Origin of the sequence: Flavobacterium alvei, assembly GCF_002920895.1 — a bacterium.
Classification (GTDB): domain Bacteria; phylum Bacteroidota; class Bacteroidia; order Flavobacteriales; family Flavobacteriaceae; genus Flavobacterium; species Flavobacterium alvei.
In genome coordinates this window covers 133942-151310 of sequence record NZ_PQVG01000006.1, presented here as the reverse complement: position 1 = coordinate 151310, position 17369 = coordinate 133942, and the positions used below count along the sequence as shown (strand labels likewise).

Annotated in this window: 13 protein-coding genes; 10 read left to right on the top strand and 3 right to left on the bottom strand. The window is 33.3% G+C overall.

All coding sequences use genetic code 11. The annotated features are described in order from the left end of the window. Positions 1 to 53: 53 nt before the first annotated feature. Both C3L50_RS11565 and C3L50_RS11560 read right to left on the bottom strand, forming a co-directional pair. Positions 54 to 674: an outer membrane protein gene (locus tag C3L50_RS11565; protein ID WP_103806340.1), complete on the bottom strand. Its 621-nt coding sequence runs from the start codon at positions 672 to 674 to the stop codon at positions 54 to 56. A 179-nt stretch (positions 675 to 853) separates the two neighbouring features. Then, the gene (locus C3L50_RS11560; RefSeq protein ID WP_103806339.1) at positions 854 to 3109 is read right to left on the bottom strand and encodes a patatin-like phospholipase family protein; all 2256 of its coding nucleotides are present in this window, start codon (positions 3107 to 3109) and stop codon (positions 854 to 856) included. 486 nt (positions 3110 to 3595) lie between these two features. Between C3L50_RS11560 and cobA the strand changes: the two genes are divergently transcribed. The 9 genes from cobA to C3L50_RS11515 all read left to right on the top strand — a co-directional run bounded on the left by cobA (position 3596) and on the right by C3L50_RS11515 (position 14263). Further along, positions 3596 to 4402 carry a uroporphyrinogen-III C-methyltransferase gene (gene cobA, locus C3L50_RS11555; RefSeq protein ID WP_103806338.1) on the top strand — a complete coding sequence of 269 codons (807 nt, stop codon included), beginning with the start codon at positions 3596 to 3598 and terminating at the stop codon, positions 4400 to 4402. Positions 4403 to 4584: 182 nt separating this feature from the next. After that, a complete protein-coding gene (gene ilvD, locus C3L50_RS11550; RefSeq protein WP_103806337.1) occupies positions 4585 to 6276 on the top strand; it encodes a dihydroxy-acid dehydratase in 1692 nt (563 codons plus the stop codon). 336 nt (positions 6277 to 6612) lie between these two features. Further along, positions 6613 to 7269 carry an HAD family hydrolase gene (locus C3L50_RS11545; RefSeq protein ID WP_103806336.1) on the top strand — a complete coding sequence of 219 codons (657 nt, stop codon included), beginning with the start codon at positions 6613 to 6615 and terminating at the stop codon, positions 7267 to 7269. Positions 7270 to 7384: 115 nt separating this feature from the next. Beyond that, positions 7385 to 8254, top strand: a complete 870-nt coding sequence (locus C3L50_RS11540; RefSeq protein ID WP_103806335.1) for a DUF808 domain-containing protein — start codon at positions 7385 to 7387, stop codon at positions 8252 to 8254. A 182-nt stretch (positions 8255 to 8436) separates the two neighbouring features. Further along, the gene (locus C3L50_RS11535) at positions 8437 to 9114 is read left to right on the top strand and encodes a LamG domain-containing protein (RefSeq protein WP_103806334.1); all 678 of its coding nucleotides are present in this window, start codon (positions 8437 to 8439) and stop codon (positions 9112 to 9114) included. A 155-nt stretch (positions 9115 to 9269) separates the two neighbouring features. After that, entirely contained in the window at positions 9270 to 10958 is a 1689-nt protein-coding gene (locus tag C3L50_RS11530) for a glycoside hydrolase family 28 protein (RefSeq protein WP_103806333.1), read from the top strand. Between the two features lie 17 nt (positions 10959 to 10975). Beyond that, positions 10976 to 12160: a pectate lyase gene (pelA, locus tag C3L50_RS11525; protein ID WP_103806332.1), complete on the top strand. Its 1185-nt coding sequence runs from the start codon at positions 10976 to 10978 to the stop codon at positions 12158 to 12160. A 171-nt stretch (positions 12161 to 12331) separates the two neighbouring features. Next, positions 12332 to 13219, top strand: a complete 888-nt coding sequence (locus C3L50_RS11520) for a carbon-nitrogen hydrolase (RefSeq protein ID WP_103806331.1) — start codon at positions 12332 to 12334, stop codon at positions 13217 to 13219. 3 nt (positions 13220 to 13222) lie between these two features. Next, on the top strand, positions 13223 to 14263 hold the full coding sequence (locus C3L50_RS11515; RefSeq protein WP_103806330.1) for an agmatine deiminase family protein: 1041 nt from the start codon (positions 13223 to 13225) through the stop codon (positions 14261 to 14263). Between the two features lie 79 nt (positions 14264 to 14342). Here C3L50_RS11515 and C3L50_RS11510 read toward each other — a convergent pair whose 3' ends face one another. Beyond that, on the bottom strand, positions 14343 to 16340 hold the full coding sequence (locus C3L50_RS11510; protein WP_165784004.1) for a M1 family metallopeptidase: 1998 nt from the start codon (positions 16338 to 16340) through the stop codon (positions 14343 to 14345). Positions 16341 to 16514: 174 nt separating this feature from the next. Here C3L50_RS11510 and C3L50_RS11505 point away from each other — a divergent pair, with 174 nt between their 5' ends. After that, a complete protein-coding gene (locus C3L50_RS11505; RefSeq protein WP_103806482.1) occupies positions 16515 to 17366 on the top strand; it encodes an aldose 1-epimerase family protein in 852 nt (283 codons plus the stop codon). Positions 17367 to 17369: the final 3 nt, after the last annotated feature.

Here is a 17369-nt window from a genome sequence, read left to right as displayed (position 1 = left end):
AAAAAAAAACCGCATATCAAGTAGATAATGCGGTTTTAATTTGTTTGATTATATTAGTGTTTGAAATCAAAAGAAATGGCAGCTCCCAATCCGAATTGGTAAAGTGAAGCATCGCTAGGATAATAAACCGTTCCATAACCTGGATAGAAAACAGCATCAGAACCATAGCTAGCCCAGATTGTTTGGAAATAAGCTTGTAATTTTAAAGAAACTGAATCCGAAGTTTTAATTTTAACACCTGCTTTTAAATCCCAAGCAAATCGTGCAGAAGTACTTTGATCTCCAGATGCCCATCCTACTCCTAAACCTAAACCTGCAAAAGGAAGAACTTTAGGATTTCCTGTTGGAAAATAATTATTTCCAGCAATCAAAACATAATTTATAGCTGAACTATCATCACCTGAATTGAGTTGTGTTTCATTAAATCTATAGATAGGCGTTTTAGTGTCCATTCTAAGATATTTCAATTCAATTGATTTAGTACTTCTTGCATAAAACTCAATACCAGCACCATATTGAAAAGCATCCTTAACTGCTACATAAGCTGCATCTGCATAAATCTTGTCTTGAAAAGTATAACCACCATACAAATCTAGACTAATATCTCCTTGGTTTTGGGCTTTTGCTCCAAACGCACATAAAAAGATTCCAGCAATAAGTACTAATTTTTTCATAATTTTTGTTTTTAGGTTAAAGTTAGTTTTTTATAAAAAATATATCAAAAGTAAGAAATTTTGTTTAACAAAATACAATTTAAGTTCCTTTTTCATAACAAATGAAATGTTTTTCGTAAATTATATTGGACAAAATACATAATTTAATTATAATAAAAATAGTTAAAAATCCTTAGTTTTTAAAACACGAATCCCATTTTTATGTGAGTATAAAATTTTCCGATTTCTGGAGAATACATGGCATTTAATTCTATAGGCATCATACTTAAATTATACCCTATTCCCAAAGAAAAACCATTAATATTTTTCACAGCATTAGAATCCCATGTTTTATTTTTATTACTAAAATCATAGATACCTGTATTTGCTCTTCCTGTTAAAAACAAATTACTAACAAAATTATATTGCAATCCGAGTAATGCAGTTGCTATAGATGTTGAATTTATTTGCTCTTCTTTTAGTCCAGTAAAAGCTACCTGCTGTCTAAATAATTGTTGAATCCCTCCTAGATAAAAATTATCAACAATAAAACCATTAGATTCAGGTGCAATACTAGTTTGCAGATTGTAAAACAACACCATTTTTTTGCTTAAAGAATTAAACTTTGAAAAATTTATAATAAATCTGTAAAACTGTTGCTGTCTTATAAGAAAAGAAACATCCTGAGAGGAACCATCTAGATTTGTCAAATCTACATTTGCTTTTCTATCAAAAACAATTCCTGCTTGAGCAAAAAACAAATGACCTTGAGTTGGAAAATTTACCCTATCGGTCGTATTTGATTCTGCTGATAAATAAGCAAAAAAGTGCTTTATTTTTCCTTTATAAGACTCAGATTCTACCACTACTGGTCCAAAATTATTACTTTGGTAATTCATTCCAGAAGTTAAGCTCCAATTATTAAAGGCTCTGGAATAATTGATATCGATTTGACCATATCCAATTTCATATTCGTTTAAAATTCTACTTCCATCATATATGTACAAAGGAAGATTTTGTTTTTCTAAACTAAGATTAAAAAAATTATTGGCTTTTGGTCCAAAAATTTGTTTGTGTTCTAGTAAAACTCTAAAATTTTCACCTATAGCTAATTTGGCCATAGTTCTAGATTTATTTAACAACAAATCTCTAGCAGTAAAATTGAATAAAAGAGCTGCTCCTGTGAAGGAATGGAATGATAACCCTACTTTTATTTGGTTTACAGCTTTTTCTTTTACTATACAAATCAACTTGGCGTGCCCTTCTGATGTAGGTTCTAATGAATAATGAATATTATCATAATATCGACTAGCGAATGCTTTACGAAATCCATCATTAATTTGTTTTGGAGAATATGATTTTCCCAATTGAATACCCAGTTTTTGAAGCAATAAGTTTTCACTTGTTTTTTCAATTCCAACATATCCAATATCATCAATAATAATGTTTTCTACTTTTGGCAATCTGTTGTAAGGGTCGTATTTTACAGGATATTTTGCATTTAATGAATCGGCCAATTTCTTAAAATAGGGATAATATAATTTTCCAACAGCATTTCCAATATCCATAATCGAATCTGTAGCATCAAAACTACCTGCGCTATATTTATCTAAATTAGGTTCAATAACAAGATTACACAATTTTTTTTCTTCGACTAAATCATCGGCATCGCGATATTGCGTTATTTGATAAAAAACATCTAATACATTTTCGAGTTTTTCAATATCTGGAAGCCCTGTAAAAAGGTTTACTCCAATTACAATATTGGCTCCCATCTCTTTAATATCTTTGACTGGAAAGTTCCTAACAATTCCACCATCCACGAGTTTTGTCTTTTGATGGTCAACGGCTGTAAAAACACTAGGAATTGCCATACTTGAACGTACCGCTTTTACAATATCGCCATCTGAAATCACTACCGCTTTTCCATTAGATAAATCAGTTGCAATACATTTAAACGGAATATTGAATTTAGAGAAATCTTTGATGTTATAGGCTGGTAAAAAAATCCTGTTTAAAACAAGCATTAATTCTTGAGAATCAATCAATCCTGTACCAATTTGTAACTTTCCTTTTTTTATACCTACTTCGGCTGAATACTGCCCAAATTCGTCTTTTTCGTCAATTCCAACATATTTATAAATGGGTTTTCCGCTCAATAATTCATCCCAATTTAGTTTTTTGGTGATTTTTTCTATCTCATTTCCAGAGTAACCAATAGAATACATACCTCCAATGATACTACCCATACTAGTTCCAGTGACATAATCAATTTTTAGTCCTGCACTATCGATAGCTTTCAGAACTCCAATATGTGCAATACCTTTTGCTCCACCACCGCTTAAAACTAAACCAATCTTAGGACGTTGTTGTGACCACAAAAAATTTGTATAAAAAAATAGTAAGAAAATAGTAAATAGAAATACTTTTGGAAATGAAAAGGTAATTTTCGTCATATTGTCTCATGTTTAATTATAAAACTAAAAAACAGATTACAGTAAAGAATCTGATTTTATACTATTGACAACTTTATCAGTATAGACTTGAGCAAAAGTTTGAGCGCTTAAAAAAATTATAATCAGTAGATGTAATGACTTATTTTTCATTGCGAATATATTTATATTATTAAACTCTTTATTTACTGGATTTAAAAATCTAAGCATCAACCTTTAAGTTTTATTCTGTTAAAAAAAAACTAAAAGTATTGATTTACTTTGCAAATTTAAAAATTTACAACCATAAAAAAATTAATACAAACTGTTTTTATTTTGAATTTGTATCTTTTAATTCGTTTTTAAATTGCAATTAACTTTATTTAATTTTTATGCCAAACTACGTATTTTTTAATTATATTTGCATAAGTATTTTTACTTAATTTTAAATCATATTAAAATTATTTATTTACCAAACATCAAAATAATCTTAATTTAAACGAGAAAATTATGCAAACGAATAATTCAAAATTAACCGTTGTGGGAGCTGGTCCTGGAGATGTAGAATTAATTACTCTCAAAGCCATCAAAGCCCTTGAAAGTGCTGATGTAGTCTTGTATGATGCACTCGTAAATGAAGAATTATTACACTACGCTACCAAAGCAACATGCATTTTTGTTGGCAAACGATTGGGTTGTCACGCTTATAGCCAAGACCAAATCAATCAACTTATTGTTTCACAAGCCAAACGTTTTGGACACGTAGTAAGGCTAAAAGGTGGCGACCCTTTTGTTTTCGGTCGAGGAAGTGAAGAAATTGAATATGCTCAACGTTTTGGAATACAAACGGCAATTGTTCCGGGAATTTCATCAGCTTTAGGTGTTCCTGCATCCAACGGAATTAGTTTGACACAAAGAGGAATTTCAGAAAGTTTTTGGGTAATAACGGGTACTACTTCTGACCATAAATTATCCAAAGATGTAACTTTGGCTTCAAAATCTTCGGCAACAGTGGTTATTCTGATGGGAATGAACAAATTAGACGAAATCATCTCCATTTATCAAAACAACCGAACCGATAATTTGCCCATAGCTATCATTCAAAACGGAACAAAAAACAGTCAGAAAAAAGTAGTTGGAACCATAAACTCAATAACCAAAATAGTTGCTAATCAACAAATTTCTTCCCCAGCCATTATAGTTATTGGCGAAGTGGTAAATCACATTTCAAATTTAACGAAATCCTTTCAAGAAGATAATTTCCTTGAAGACGAATTTATTTTCCAAAATTTGAACCTTACTGAAATTTTATCCTAAAAAACACTTGAAACTCCCCTTTCAATAAAAAAAAATCTTTTTGCAATTCTAAATTTGCAACCTGAATACAATTATTATTTTATCCCCTAAGGATTTTATGTACTTTTGCAGTTATTCTAGAAGATTGTCTAATCTTTTAACAAAAACAAGTCGTACATATATTAAAAAATAAAAACAACAACATGAGAAGTGATGAAGTAAAAAAAGGGTATCAAAGAGCACCCCATAGATCATTATTTAGAGCAACAGGATTGACCGATGCCGATTTTGACAAACCGTTTATTGGTGTGGCCAATTCATTTATTGAAATCATTCCGGGTCACTTTTTTTTAGACAGAGTAGCCAAAATTATAAAAGAAGAAATCAAAGCAAACGGCTGTGTTCCTTTTGAATTCAACACTATTGGTGTAGATGATGGTATTGCCATGGGACATGACGGAATGCTATTTTCATTACCTTCAAGAGAACTGATAGCCAGCTCGATCGAAACCGTAATGAATGCACACAAATTGGACGCCATGATTGCCATTCCAAACTGTGATAAAATTGTTCCGGGTATGATTATGGGAGCCTTAAGAGTTAATGTTCCTACTGTATTTGTAAGCGGTGGTCCAATGAAAAAAGGATATACCAAAGACGGAACACCTATTGACTTAGCCACAGCTTTTGAAGCGGTTGGAAAATTTGAAGCAGGTCAAATCAATGAAGCCGAACTTAAAGACATTGAGTGCAATGCTTGTCCAAGTGGCGGAAGTTGCTCTGGAATGTTTACCGCAAACTCCATGAATACTCTTATGGAAGCCATGGGAATTGCACTTCCTGGAAATGGAACTATTTTAGCACTGACCAAAGAGCGTGAACAATTGTATAGAAGTGCTGCCAGAAGAATTTGCGAAATAGCAAAAGACGAAGCGCAATCTAAAAAATTCAAACTCAAAAATATCTTAAACGAAAATGCTGTACGAAATGCATTTGCAGTAGATATGGCAATGGGTGGAAGTTCGAATACCGTTTTACACATGCTAGCTATTGCAAAAGAAGCCGATGTGAATTTCAATCTTGAAGATATCAATAGCATCTCTAAAAAAGTGTCACATATTGCTAAAATTTCACCATCTCTTTCTACTGTTCACATGGAAGATATTAATACTGCTGGTGGCGTAAATGCTGTAATGAAAGAAATGACCAAAAGAGGAGATTCTATTCTTATAGATAACCTTACCATAAGCGGAGAAACAATTTTAGAAAAAATAAAAGACGCTTTCATAAAAGATACTTCAATTATTCACACCATCGATAATCCCTATTCTCAAGTGGGAGGTTTAGCTATTTTGTATGGAAATCTTGCCGAACAAGGTGCTGTTATCAAAACTGCTGGAATTACTGGAGACCGCGTTTTTACAGGAACTGCAGTCTGTTTTGATGGTCAACAAGAAGCTGTTAACGGAATTACTAGCGGAAAGGTAAAAGCTGGTGATGTAGTTGTGATTCGTTATGAAGGGCCAAAAGGTGGTCCAGGAATGCAAGAAATGCTAGCTCCAACTTCCTTGATTATGGGAATGGGACTAGGCTCAAAAGTAGCCTTAATCACCGATGGTAGATTTAGTGGAGCAACCCGTGGAGCAAGTATTGGACACGTAAGCCCAGAAGCTGCCGAAGGTGGAATGATTGGATTACTAAAAGACGGTGATGAAATTCATATTGATGTAGATCAATACATTCTTTCTGTGAATTTAAGCGAGGAAGAAATCGCTAAAAGAAAATCCGAGTTTGTTCCTTTGAAAAAAGTAATCACATCAAAATGGTTGGGACAATACAGAAGTTTAGTTACCAATGCTAGTAGCGGCGCTGTATTAAAAACCGATTTGTTTTAGAATATTATAAACTAAACAAAATTTTACTTTTATCCTTTTAAAAAATATTGTGATTGAGATACAACTCGAAAGTCGAGTAAAAAATCCAGTAAAATTTATGTGTTTTTAGTAAAATCTTAATAGACTACCCCAAATAGTGTTTAACTTTTTGAGGGTAGTTTATTATTTTATGGCTTTTCTTCAACTAAAAAAAACAGATTATTTACAAGCTACAACCATTTTACTCTCTCAATTTTTAACTAATTTTACTGCACGGAAATTGGTTCAATTCTTAAGAATTTAATCAAAAATTATAAAAACATATCCAAGATATAAACCCCAACTCAAAAAATAAAAATGAAGTATAAAGGAATTATTTTTGATTTAGACGGAACATTAGTCAATTCGGTTGAAGATATTGCAAATGCTATGAATAGCGTGCTGAAAAGTCACAATTTCCCAACTCATAGTTATGAAGATTATCAATATTTTGTTGGAAGCGGACTCCGAAATCTAGTTAGTAAAGCACTCCCCTCTTCTCATAACGACGAAACACAAATAGATCATTGTTTCCAATTGATGATTGAAGTGTATCGTGAGAATTGTACCCACCAAACAAAATATTATGAAGGCATTATCGAATTATTAGATTATCTGAAGGCTCACAACATAAAACTGAGTGTTTTCTCTAATAAAGCCGATGAACTCAGCAAGAAAATTGTTGCCGTTTTATTTCCAAACTATTTTATTGAAGTTGTAGGTTTGAGTATCGAATCACTTAAAAAACCCAACCCGTTTGAAGCTTTAGAAATTTGTAAAAAATTAGAATTAAAGCCCGAAGAAATGATTTTTGTTGGCGATTCTGGAATTGATATGCAAACAGCAACTAATGCTAATATATTGGCAGTTGGTGTTTTATGGGGCTATAGACCAGAATCAGAATTATTTGCCACTGGAGCAAAATATATTTTAAACCATCCTTTAGATTTAATTCAAATATTAGAATCAAGGTAAAAAACGGAAAATATTAAGCATTTAAACTACTAAAATTCCATACTGTTTCCCATCAAAAAATAGTATTTTCGCACCATCAAAAATTCAAAAATCAATCAATTTCTAAAACAATTATATGGCATCAGGTTTTTTCGCGCTTTTAGATGATATTGCAGCCATTATGGATGATGTGGCAATAATGAGTAAGGTTGCAGCCAAAAAAACGGCTGGAATTTTGGGTGATGATTTGGCTGTAAATGCCGAAAAAGCATCTGGATTTATTTCCTCAAGAGAAATTCCAGTGTTGTTAGCCATTGCCAAAGGTTCATTAATCAATAAATTAATCATTTTGCCCATTGCCTTCCTTCTGAGTGCTTTTTTTCCTTTGGCAATTAGTATCATTTTAGTATTGGGTGGACTTTTCTTGGCCTACGAAGGAGCCGAAAAAATATACGAATATTTCTTTCCTCATAAACACATTTCAACCGAAATAAAGATTCAAGAATACACCGAAGAAGAAATTTTGGCACTCGAAAAAGACAAAATAAAATCGGCTATAGTGACTGATTTTATTTTATCAGTAGAAATAGTTATCATTGCTCTTGGCACAGTAATTGAACAACCCATTAGCTCGCAAATCGTGGTTGTTTCTATTATTGCCATACTCGCAACCATTGGTGTTTACGGTATTGTAGCTCTAATTGTTAGAATGGACGAATTGGGATACAAACTTATTGGACTGAATTCTAAAGAGCGTAGTATAAACAAATTTATAGGAAACATACTAGTTCAAGCCTTACCAAAAGTAATCAAAAGTCTAGCCGTAATTGGTACTATTGCGCTGATTTTAGTAGCTGGCGGCATCTTTGCACACAATATCGATTTTCTGCATCATTTATTCAATCAATGGCCTTCAACAGTTAGAGAGTTTAGCTTTGGACTTGTGATTGGATTCCTAGTTTTTGGAATTGTAACCCTAATCAAACTGCTTTTTGAAAAAAAATAAATCTACATAAAAATCATAATCTACAACTCTAAATACAGCAGTTGACTAAGAATTTTACACTATTTTGAATACTAAATTTACTAATTAATAATTTATCTAATAATAATTGGAAAATACTCATTTTTTAAATACTTTTGAGTAATCGATTGCATTATTTAAAATTCAAATGGTATGGCCAATAAATGAGAACAAATTCACGACTATTTGCATTGCTTTTTATAGGTTGTTCCATCGTTTTGAAGGGACAAAGTCAAGAATTAAATAACAATTCAAACAAAAAAACCGAATGGATAATCGCTGATTTGCTTCGACAAAAATCAAATACTATCGAAATTAGTGGCAATCCTAAAATTGTTTCTTCCCCTTTTGGAGATGCCGTTTCTTTTAACGGAACAGACGATGCCATTTTTCTGAATGAACTTCCGCTACAATCACTTCAAGAATTTACGGTAGAAATGCTATTCAAACCTGAACTTAACGGTCAATTTGAACAAAGAATTCTACATATTGGCGAAAGCAAAGGCGATCGAATGCTACTCGAAATTAGAGCTTTAGAAAACAATTGGTATTTTGATGGTTATGCAGCTTCTGGAACTAATAAAAAAACACTAATCGACGAAAAATTAATTCATCCCTTAGAAAAATGGTATCATGTTGCCTTTATTGTAACCTCAAAAAATCGCGCCACTTTTGTTGATGGCAAACAAGAATTACGCGAAGATTTCCCTTTCTCACCGATTCAAACAGGACAAACCTCTATTGGAGTTCGAATGAGTAAAATAAACTGGTTTAAAGGTGCAATTTATAAAATTCGAATTACCCAAAAAGAAGTAAATCCAAAAGATTTTATTCAATCTTAAAAATGTAAAATATCAAAAGTAATAACAAAATCAAGATTCAATCAACTTGAAGTTAAATATCAAAAACGGTCTGGTTATTGTTAAGGAACTAATAAATTTAAAATAGCAACAAATTCAAATTAAAAGTAAATTATAATATTAATCAAAAAATAAGAATGAAAACAAACCCAATTAACTTATTATGCATCGCCTTGACAGTAGTTGTAACAAGCTGGTCTAATAACAGTTTAGCTCAAAATTCAAAGGCTAACGAAACTTACCAAGGCATTGAATTTAAAATGTCTAAAGTTAAAGAACCCATAATACCCAAAAATACTGTCAATATCAAAGATTTTGGTGCTGTAAATGGTGGAAAAGTTTTAAACACAAAAGCTTTTGCCGATGCCATCGCAGCTGTATCTAAAAAAGGTGGTGGAAAAGTAGTAATCCCCGCAGGAATTTGGCTTACAGGTCCCATTATTTTGAAAAGCAACATCGAATTGCACGCTGAAACTGGTGCTTTAATAAAATTTTCAACCGATAAAAGTTTGTATCCACTTGTTGAAACCAGTTTTGAAGGACTAAATACCTGGCGTTGCATCTCTCCTATTTACGGGAAAAATCTAGAAAATATAGCTTTTACTGGAAAAGGTGTTTGGGACGGTTCAGGCGAAGTTTGGAGACAAGTCAAAAAAAGCAAACTTACAGAAAGCCAATGGAAAAAATTTGTGGCTTCTGGAGGAGTACTTAATGACAAAAAAGACAGTTGGTATCCCTCAGAAACATTTATGAAAGCTTCTATTGGTGCAGACCAAAATGTGCGTTTGGATTTAAAAACCAAAGAAGATTTTGAAGCCATTCACGATTTTCTTCGTCCAGTATTGGTTAGCATTCAAAACAGTAAAAGAGTCCTGTTTGACGGGCCAGTTTTTCAAAATTCTCCAGCTTGGAATATTCATCCTCTGCTAATTGAAGATTTAATTATTCGAAATCTAACCGTTCGTAATCCTTGGTTTTCACAAAATGGTGACGGTCTAGACGTAGAATCTTGCAAAAATGTATTGGTCGAAAATTCTACTTTTGACGTGGGTGACGATGCTATTTGTATCAAATCAGGAAAAGACAAAGACGGTCGTGATCGTGGAGTTCCTTGCGAAAATGTAATTGTTAGAAATAATATTGTTTACCACGGACATGGAGGTGTTACTGTAGGGAGTGAAATGTCTGGAGGTGTAAAAAATTTACACGTTTCCAATTGTTCTTTTATGGGAACTGACGTTGGTTTGCGTTTCAAAAGTAACCGTGGACGCGGTGGTGTTGTAGAAAATATTTTTATCTCTGACATTTTTATGACCGATATTCCATCGCAAGCCATTTCTTTCGATCTTTATTATGGAGGAAAATCCATAGCCGAAACTTTGGCCGAAGGTGGAAATACTGTGAGTACTAAATTTGTACCTGTGGATGAAAAAACACCACAATTCAAAAATATTTCTATTAAAAACATAACCATTTTAGGTGCTTATCAAGCGGTGTTTTTACAAGGTCTGCCTGAAATGAATCTAGAAAACATAGAAATCACTAACTTGATTGGAACTGCTGACAAAGGATTTTCAATTATTGATGCCAACGGAATCAAATTGAGCAACATCAAATTGGATATCAAAGAGAGCACTATTTTTGACATATATAATGGTAAAAATGTATCCTTAAAAAACATTGATTTTAATTCGACTTCGCCAAAAGCAGTGAACATTAATGGAGCAGCTTGCGAGAAAATTGAATTGGTTTCATCACCAAAATTGGATTTTTTTCAAAAAACTACCATTGGAGACACTGTTTCTAAAGGTGCTGTAAAATTATAACGCATAAATAAATTATAATGCAAAGTTTTTCAATAAATTATAGAATTCTTGCCTTTATTCTAGCTGTTTTTTCTTCAGTTTTGACAAATGCTCAGTCTAATGCAATCATTAACACAAAGCCATTTCAAGACGGTGTTAATCATTGGTATCACATAAAAGACGAAACCAATATTGTAAACCCGGTTCCCAACCAGCCACAATATCCAGAATCCGAATACCAAAAAATAGCGGATAACATTTTATATTTTCAGCGTGACAATGGTGGATGGCCCAAAAATTATGATATGCGAGCTGTGTTAACTCAAGATCAAATAAACGATGTCGTTAAAACAAAATCAGTCTTGCACACTACTTTTGACAATTCAACCACCTATACCCATATCGATTATTTAGCTCAAGTTTACACGCTAACTAAAAACGATAAATATAAAGTAGGTTGTCTAAAAGGAATCGATTTTATTCTCAAGGCACAATTTTCGAATGGCGGATGGCCACAATATTTTCCTTTAGAAAAAGGATATAGTCGCCACATTACCTTCAACGATGGAGCGTATATAGGCGTTATGAATTTGCTAAAAAAAATAATAAATAAGAATCCTAATTATGAATTCATAGATGCCAAAACCCAAAGAAAAGTATCTGAAGGGTATCAAAAAGGAATTGACTGCATCCTGAAAATGCAAATTGTCGATCAAGGAAAACTGACCGCTTGGTGCCAACAACATGACGAAATAACTTTATTGCCAGCTTGGGCTAGAAAATTTGAACCGCCAAGTATTTGTAATGGAGAAAGTGCCGAAATCGTTTTATTTTTAATGGACATTAAAAACCCAGATGAAAAAATAATCCAATCTATTCAAGGGGCTGTAAAATGGTTTTCAGATTCAAAAATTTACAATACCCGAGTTGAAACTTTTCAAGCTCCTGAATTTGAATCCAAATACAAAAAAGTTACCGATGATTGTAGAGTTGTAATCGATACAACTGCTCCCCCAATTTGGACACGTTATTACGAATTAGAAACTGAAAAACCTTTGTTTTGCGACCGCGATAGCAAATATTTATATTCATTGGCCGAAGTGAGTCGCGAAAGACGCAGCGGATATGCTTGGTACACCTACAACCCTGCAAAGGTTTTGAAAAAATATCCCGAATGGCAGAAAAAATGGGCTCCTAATGAAGATGTTTTAAAGCAAAAATAGCATATATATAAAAGCGTGGATTATACAAAATTCACGCTTTTTAGTTTTAATTATCTTCCTTTGATAACTCTAACTTTAGTATGGGGCTATTTGAAGAGACAAAAAATCCAATCGGTATTCCTTCTTACTTCTTTATAAAATAACTATTTTTGCAGTCAAAATTTTTCTCTTATGCCAAAGAATAAATACAAAATAGCGGTCATTCAATTGAATCTGAATGATGTTGCCGAAAATAATTTAAAAAAATGTTTGTCGTGGGTTCGCGATGCTGCCAGTCAAGGTGCCGAAGTGATTTCGTTGCCCGAATTATACAGCAGCCACTATTTTTGTCAAAGTGAAGACGTAGATAATTTTGCCTTGGCAGAACCTTTGTACAGCACTTCGTTTATTGCTTTTAGTGCTTTGGCAAAAGAATTGGGCGTGGTCATCATTGTTCCTTTCTTCGAAAAAAGAATGGCGGGAATTTACCACAACAGCGCCTACATCATCGACACCGATGGTTCGGAAGCGGGATTGTATCGTAAAATGCACATTCCGGACGACCCTGCTTTTTACGAAAAATTCTATTTTACTCCAGGAGATTTAGGTTTTAAAAACAATCCAACTAAAAAAGGAAATATTGGAACACTGATTTGTTGGGATCAATGGTATCCCGAAGCGGCTCGTATAACTGCTTTAAAAGGTGCCGAAGTGTTGTTTTACCCAACAGCCATTGGTTGGCATCCTTTAGAAAAAGAACAATATGGCGAAAACCAACACGGTGCCTGGATGAACGTAATGAAAGGTCACGCTGTCGCCAATGGCGTTTATGTAGCTGCTGCCAATAGAATTGGATTGGAACAATATATTGAAGGAACTGCAGGAATTCAATTTTGGGGTTCTTCGTTTATAGCTGGACCACAAGGCGAAATCTTGGCACAAGCCTCTCACGATAAAGAAGAAATCCTGATTGCCGAAGTGGATTTGGATTTACAAGAAAATGTGCGCCAAAACTGGCCTTTCTTTAGAGACAGACGCATCGATGCTTTTGGAGATATTACTAAAAGAGCAATCGACTAATCTATGAGTGCATCTAACAGACGTTTTCCTGCTGAATGGGAAAAACAATCAGGCATTTTATTGTGTTTTCCGCATAATGGCAACGATTGGCCCGGAAAATACGAAGCCATTCAATGGACTTTTGTGGAATTCATCAAAAAAGTGGCCACATTCGAAAAAGTTTTTTTGGTTGTAGCCGACGAAAAACTAAAATTGAAAGTTTCGGAAATACTCGAAACTGCAACTGTTCAAATGAGCAATGTTTCTTTCATCATTCATAAAACCAATAGAAGTTGGATGCGCGATTCGGGGCCAATTATTGTTCAAAACGGAACGGAAAGAGAAGCCTTGAATTTCAATTTTAACGGTTGGGCAAAATATAAAAACATCAATCTGGACAAACACGTGCCTGCGAAAGTGAGTGAGTTTCTAAATCTTCCTCTTACGCAAGTCGTGTATAACGGAAAACCCGTAATTGTAGAAGGCGGAGCCATTGACAGCAACGGAAAAGGAACGTTACTAACATCCGAAGAATGCTTGATGCATCCTGATATTCAGGTTCGGAATCCTGGTTTTACAAAAGCCGATTATGAAGCGGTTTTCAAGGAATATTTGGGGATTACCAACGTGATTTGGCTAGGTGACGGAGTTGAAGGCGATGATACTCACGGTCATATCGACGATTTATGCCGATTCGTGAACGAAGACACCATCATTACCATTGTAGAAAAAGACCCAAAAGACAATAACTACAAACCTTTGCAAGACAATTTGAAACGCCTGCAAAACGCGAAGTTGGAAAACGGAAAATCTCCCAAAATTGTGGAATTGCCAATGCCGAAACGTATCGATTTTGACGGTTTGCGCTTGCCGGCCAGTTATGCTAATTTCCTGATTTTGAATAATTGTGTTTTGGTGCCTACTTTCAATGATTCAAACGATAGAATTGCCTTGAACATCATAGCCGATTGTTTCCCCAATAGAGAAATTATTGGAATCAACGCCATTGATTTGATTTGGGGTTTTGGAACTTTGCATTGTTTGAGTCAACAAATTCCAGAATAAGAGTTTAACCTTTTATAAAAAAGACCGCAGATTCGCAGATTAAAATGATAATCTTCGAATCTGCGGTTTATTTTTAGTGTTATTTGACTGATTTCCAAGTATTATTACTTTCGTTAGAATCTGGAAAAACGTGATCTGGGTCAATAACAATACTTTCAATTTCTTCGGTAGAATTGTATTTAAAAGTCCAATTCACGTTTTTTTGCCATATTTCTACGGGTAATTTGAGGCGTGAAACTTTTCCGCTTTTGGTTTTAATGTCCATAATTACAGGCATCGCCATTTTCTCGAAATTTTCAATCATAATGAAAGCGCCCAATTGGGGATTGCCGTTTACATAACTTACAGAATTAATTCCTTGATCCAAACGCCAATTATTAACAAACCATCCTCTCCAAAACCAACTTAAATCTTCGCCAGCAGCATTCTCAATCGTTCTAAAAAAATCATCAGGTGTAGGATGTTTATAAGCCCAACGCTCTACATAAGTGCGTAGAGCAAAATCAAATCGTTCAGGCCCCAAAATATGCTCACGCAAAATAACCAAGGCCGCACCAGGTTTTCTATATCCAAGAGTTCCGATATTAATTTCTTTCATATTATCAGGTGAAGCCATCAATGTTTCTAGATTTGGATTTGTAAATCTTTCTGAAAAAACATGCATATCCAAAGGTTTTTCATCGTATTCTCCTTGGTTAAAATCTTCTTCACTAATTGAATTGATAAATGTATTTAAACCTTCGTCCATCCAAGCGAATAAACGTTCATTAGACCCCACAATCATTGGAAACCAAATGTGCCCAAATTCGTGATCGGTAACGCCCCACAAATCTTTCCCTTTGTCTTTATATTCACAAAAAACAATCCCTGGATACTCCATACCACCAGGAATTCCTGCTACATTTATAGCTGCTGGATATGGATATTCGAACCATCTCTTGGAATAATTTTCAATAGAAGTTTTAGTATATTCAGTAGATCGGCTCCAAGCACCTTTACCATTACTTTCGATTGGGTAAGCAGAAATTGCTATCGATTTTTTTCCACTTGGTAAATTAATTCTAGCAGCATCTAAAATAAATGAAGCAGACGAAGCCCAAGCCACATCACGAGAGTTTTTAATTTTAAAATGCCAAGTTTTAGTAGATGTAGAAACAGCATTTGAGTTTTTTTTTAATTCATCAGCCGATCGAATTATAACAGTTTGATCGCTATTCGATGCTTGTTCCCAACGCTTTTGTTGTTCAATAGAATATACCTCTTTTGGGTTGATTAATTCACCTGAACATACCACAAAATGATGGCTTGGCACAGTAATATTCACATCAAAATCGCCGTATTCCAAATAAAATTCAGAGGCTCCTTGATAGGGATGAGTATTCCATCCCACAATATCGTCATAAACACACATTCTAGGATACCATTGGGCAATGCTAAAAATCTTGCCATTGGAAGTTCCCAAAATTCCCATACGATCTGAACCTTCATTGGGAATTATAAATGAAAAATCGATTTTTATTTTAACATTCCCTCCTTTTGAATTTAATTCATGAGGAAGAAAAACCTGCATTCTGGTATCTGTAATTAAATATTTAATTTCTTTTTCAGTAGCAACACCTTTGTTTGAAACTATAATCTTAACAGATTTAATTTTAAAACCACCATCAAATATCTGACCTTGAGCACCATTTCTACTACCTGTTATAGGAATTACAGCATTTCCTCGAGAATCATCTTTAAATAAATTTTGATCTAAAGTCAACCATAAAAAAGATAATTTGTCTGGACTATTATTAGTATAAGATATACTACTGGTTCCTGAAATTTCATTATTTGCCTCATCTAATTTTGCAGATAATTGATAATCAGCTCTGTTTTGCCAATATTCAAATCCAGGTTGCCCGCTTGCTGAACGCGTGTTTGTACCGTTTTTTGTATAGAAAAATGGACCAAAAGCATCTTGATAATTATATTTTGAAACTTGATTTGCTGAAGAAGAAGCTTGTTGTGACCATACAGTTGAAACAGCAATCAAAAACACAAATTGAACGAGGACTTTGAAAGAAATATTTTTCATTTATTAAATTTTATAGTGCAAATTAATGAAAAATAAACGTAGCACTTAGAAACAATACTTAAATATTGGTTAAAAATTTCATCTTTAGAATTGAATACTTTTTATTATTTAAATCTAATTTTATAGAATATATTTACAGCTCAGTAAAAAATATTAATCTAATTGGCAACTATTTTGACTACAACAATTTCTAATGCGAATCTAACAGTTCAAATAAAACACATGGGAGCTGAATTATTTTCTTTAAAAAACAACCAAAATACCGAATATATTTGGGAAGGAAATCCAGCCTTTTGGGGAAAACATTCTCCGATTTTGTTTCCAATTGTGGGAACTTTAAAAAACAATACTTACAAGTACAACCAAAAACAATTTCAATTGAGCAGACACGGTTTTGCTAGAGAAATGGAATTTGAATTAGTTGAAAAATCAGAAGAAAGTGCTACGTTTTCTTTAATTTCAACATTAGAAACTAAGAAAGTATATCCTTTTGACTTTGAATTGCAAATTTGTTATTCATTGGATGAAAATAAATTAAACATTGATTATAAGGTTATTAACAAATCTGAAACAACATTGCCATTTGCCATTGGAGCGCATCCTGCATTTGCATTGCCTGGAAATTTTGAAGAATATAGTCTTGAATTTCAACAAGCTGAAACACTAAAATATTATCTTCTGGAAGAAGGTTTAATTTCAAACAACTCGAATGAAATTCAGTTAGATAATAAAAAACTTGGTTTAAATTATCAGTGGTTCGAAAAAGACGCTTTAGTATTTAAAACATTAGAATCCAAATCAATAACCATTCTAAAAAACGAAAAATCGATACTTAAAGTCAATTTTAATGATTTTCCAAATTTAGGTATTTGGACGGTTCAAAATGCTCCTTTTTTATGTATCGAACCGTGGTTTGGTTATTCTGATACTTTAAACGAATATGATGACTTTTTGAAAAAAGAAGGCATTCAGCTTTTGAGAAAAAATGAAACATTCAAATCTAATTATAGTGTTGAAATTTTATAAATT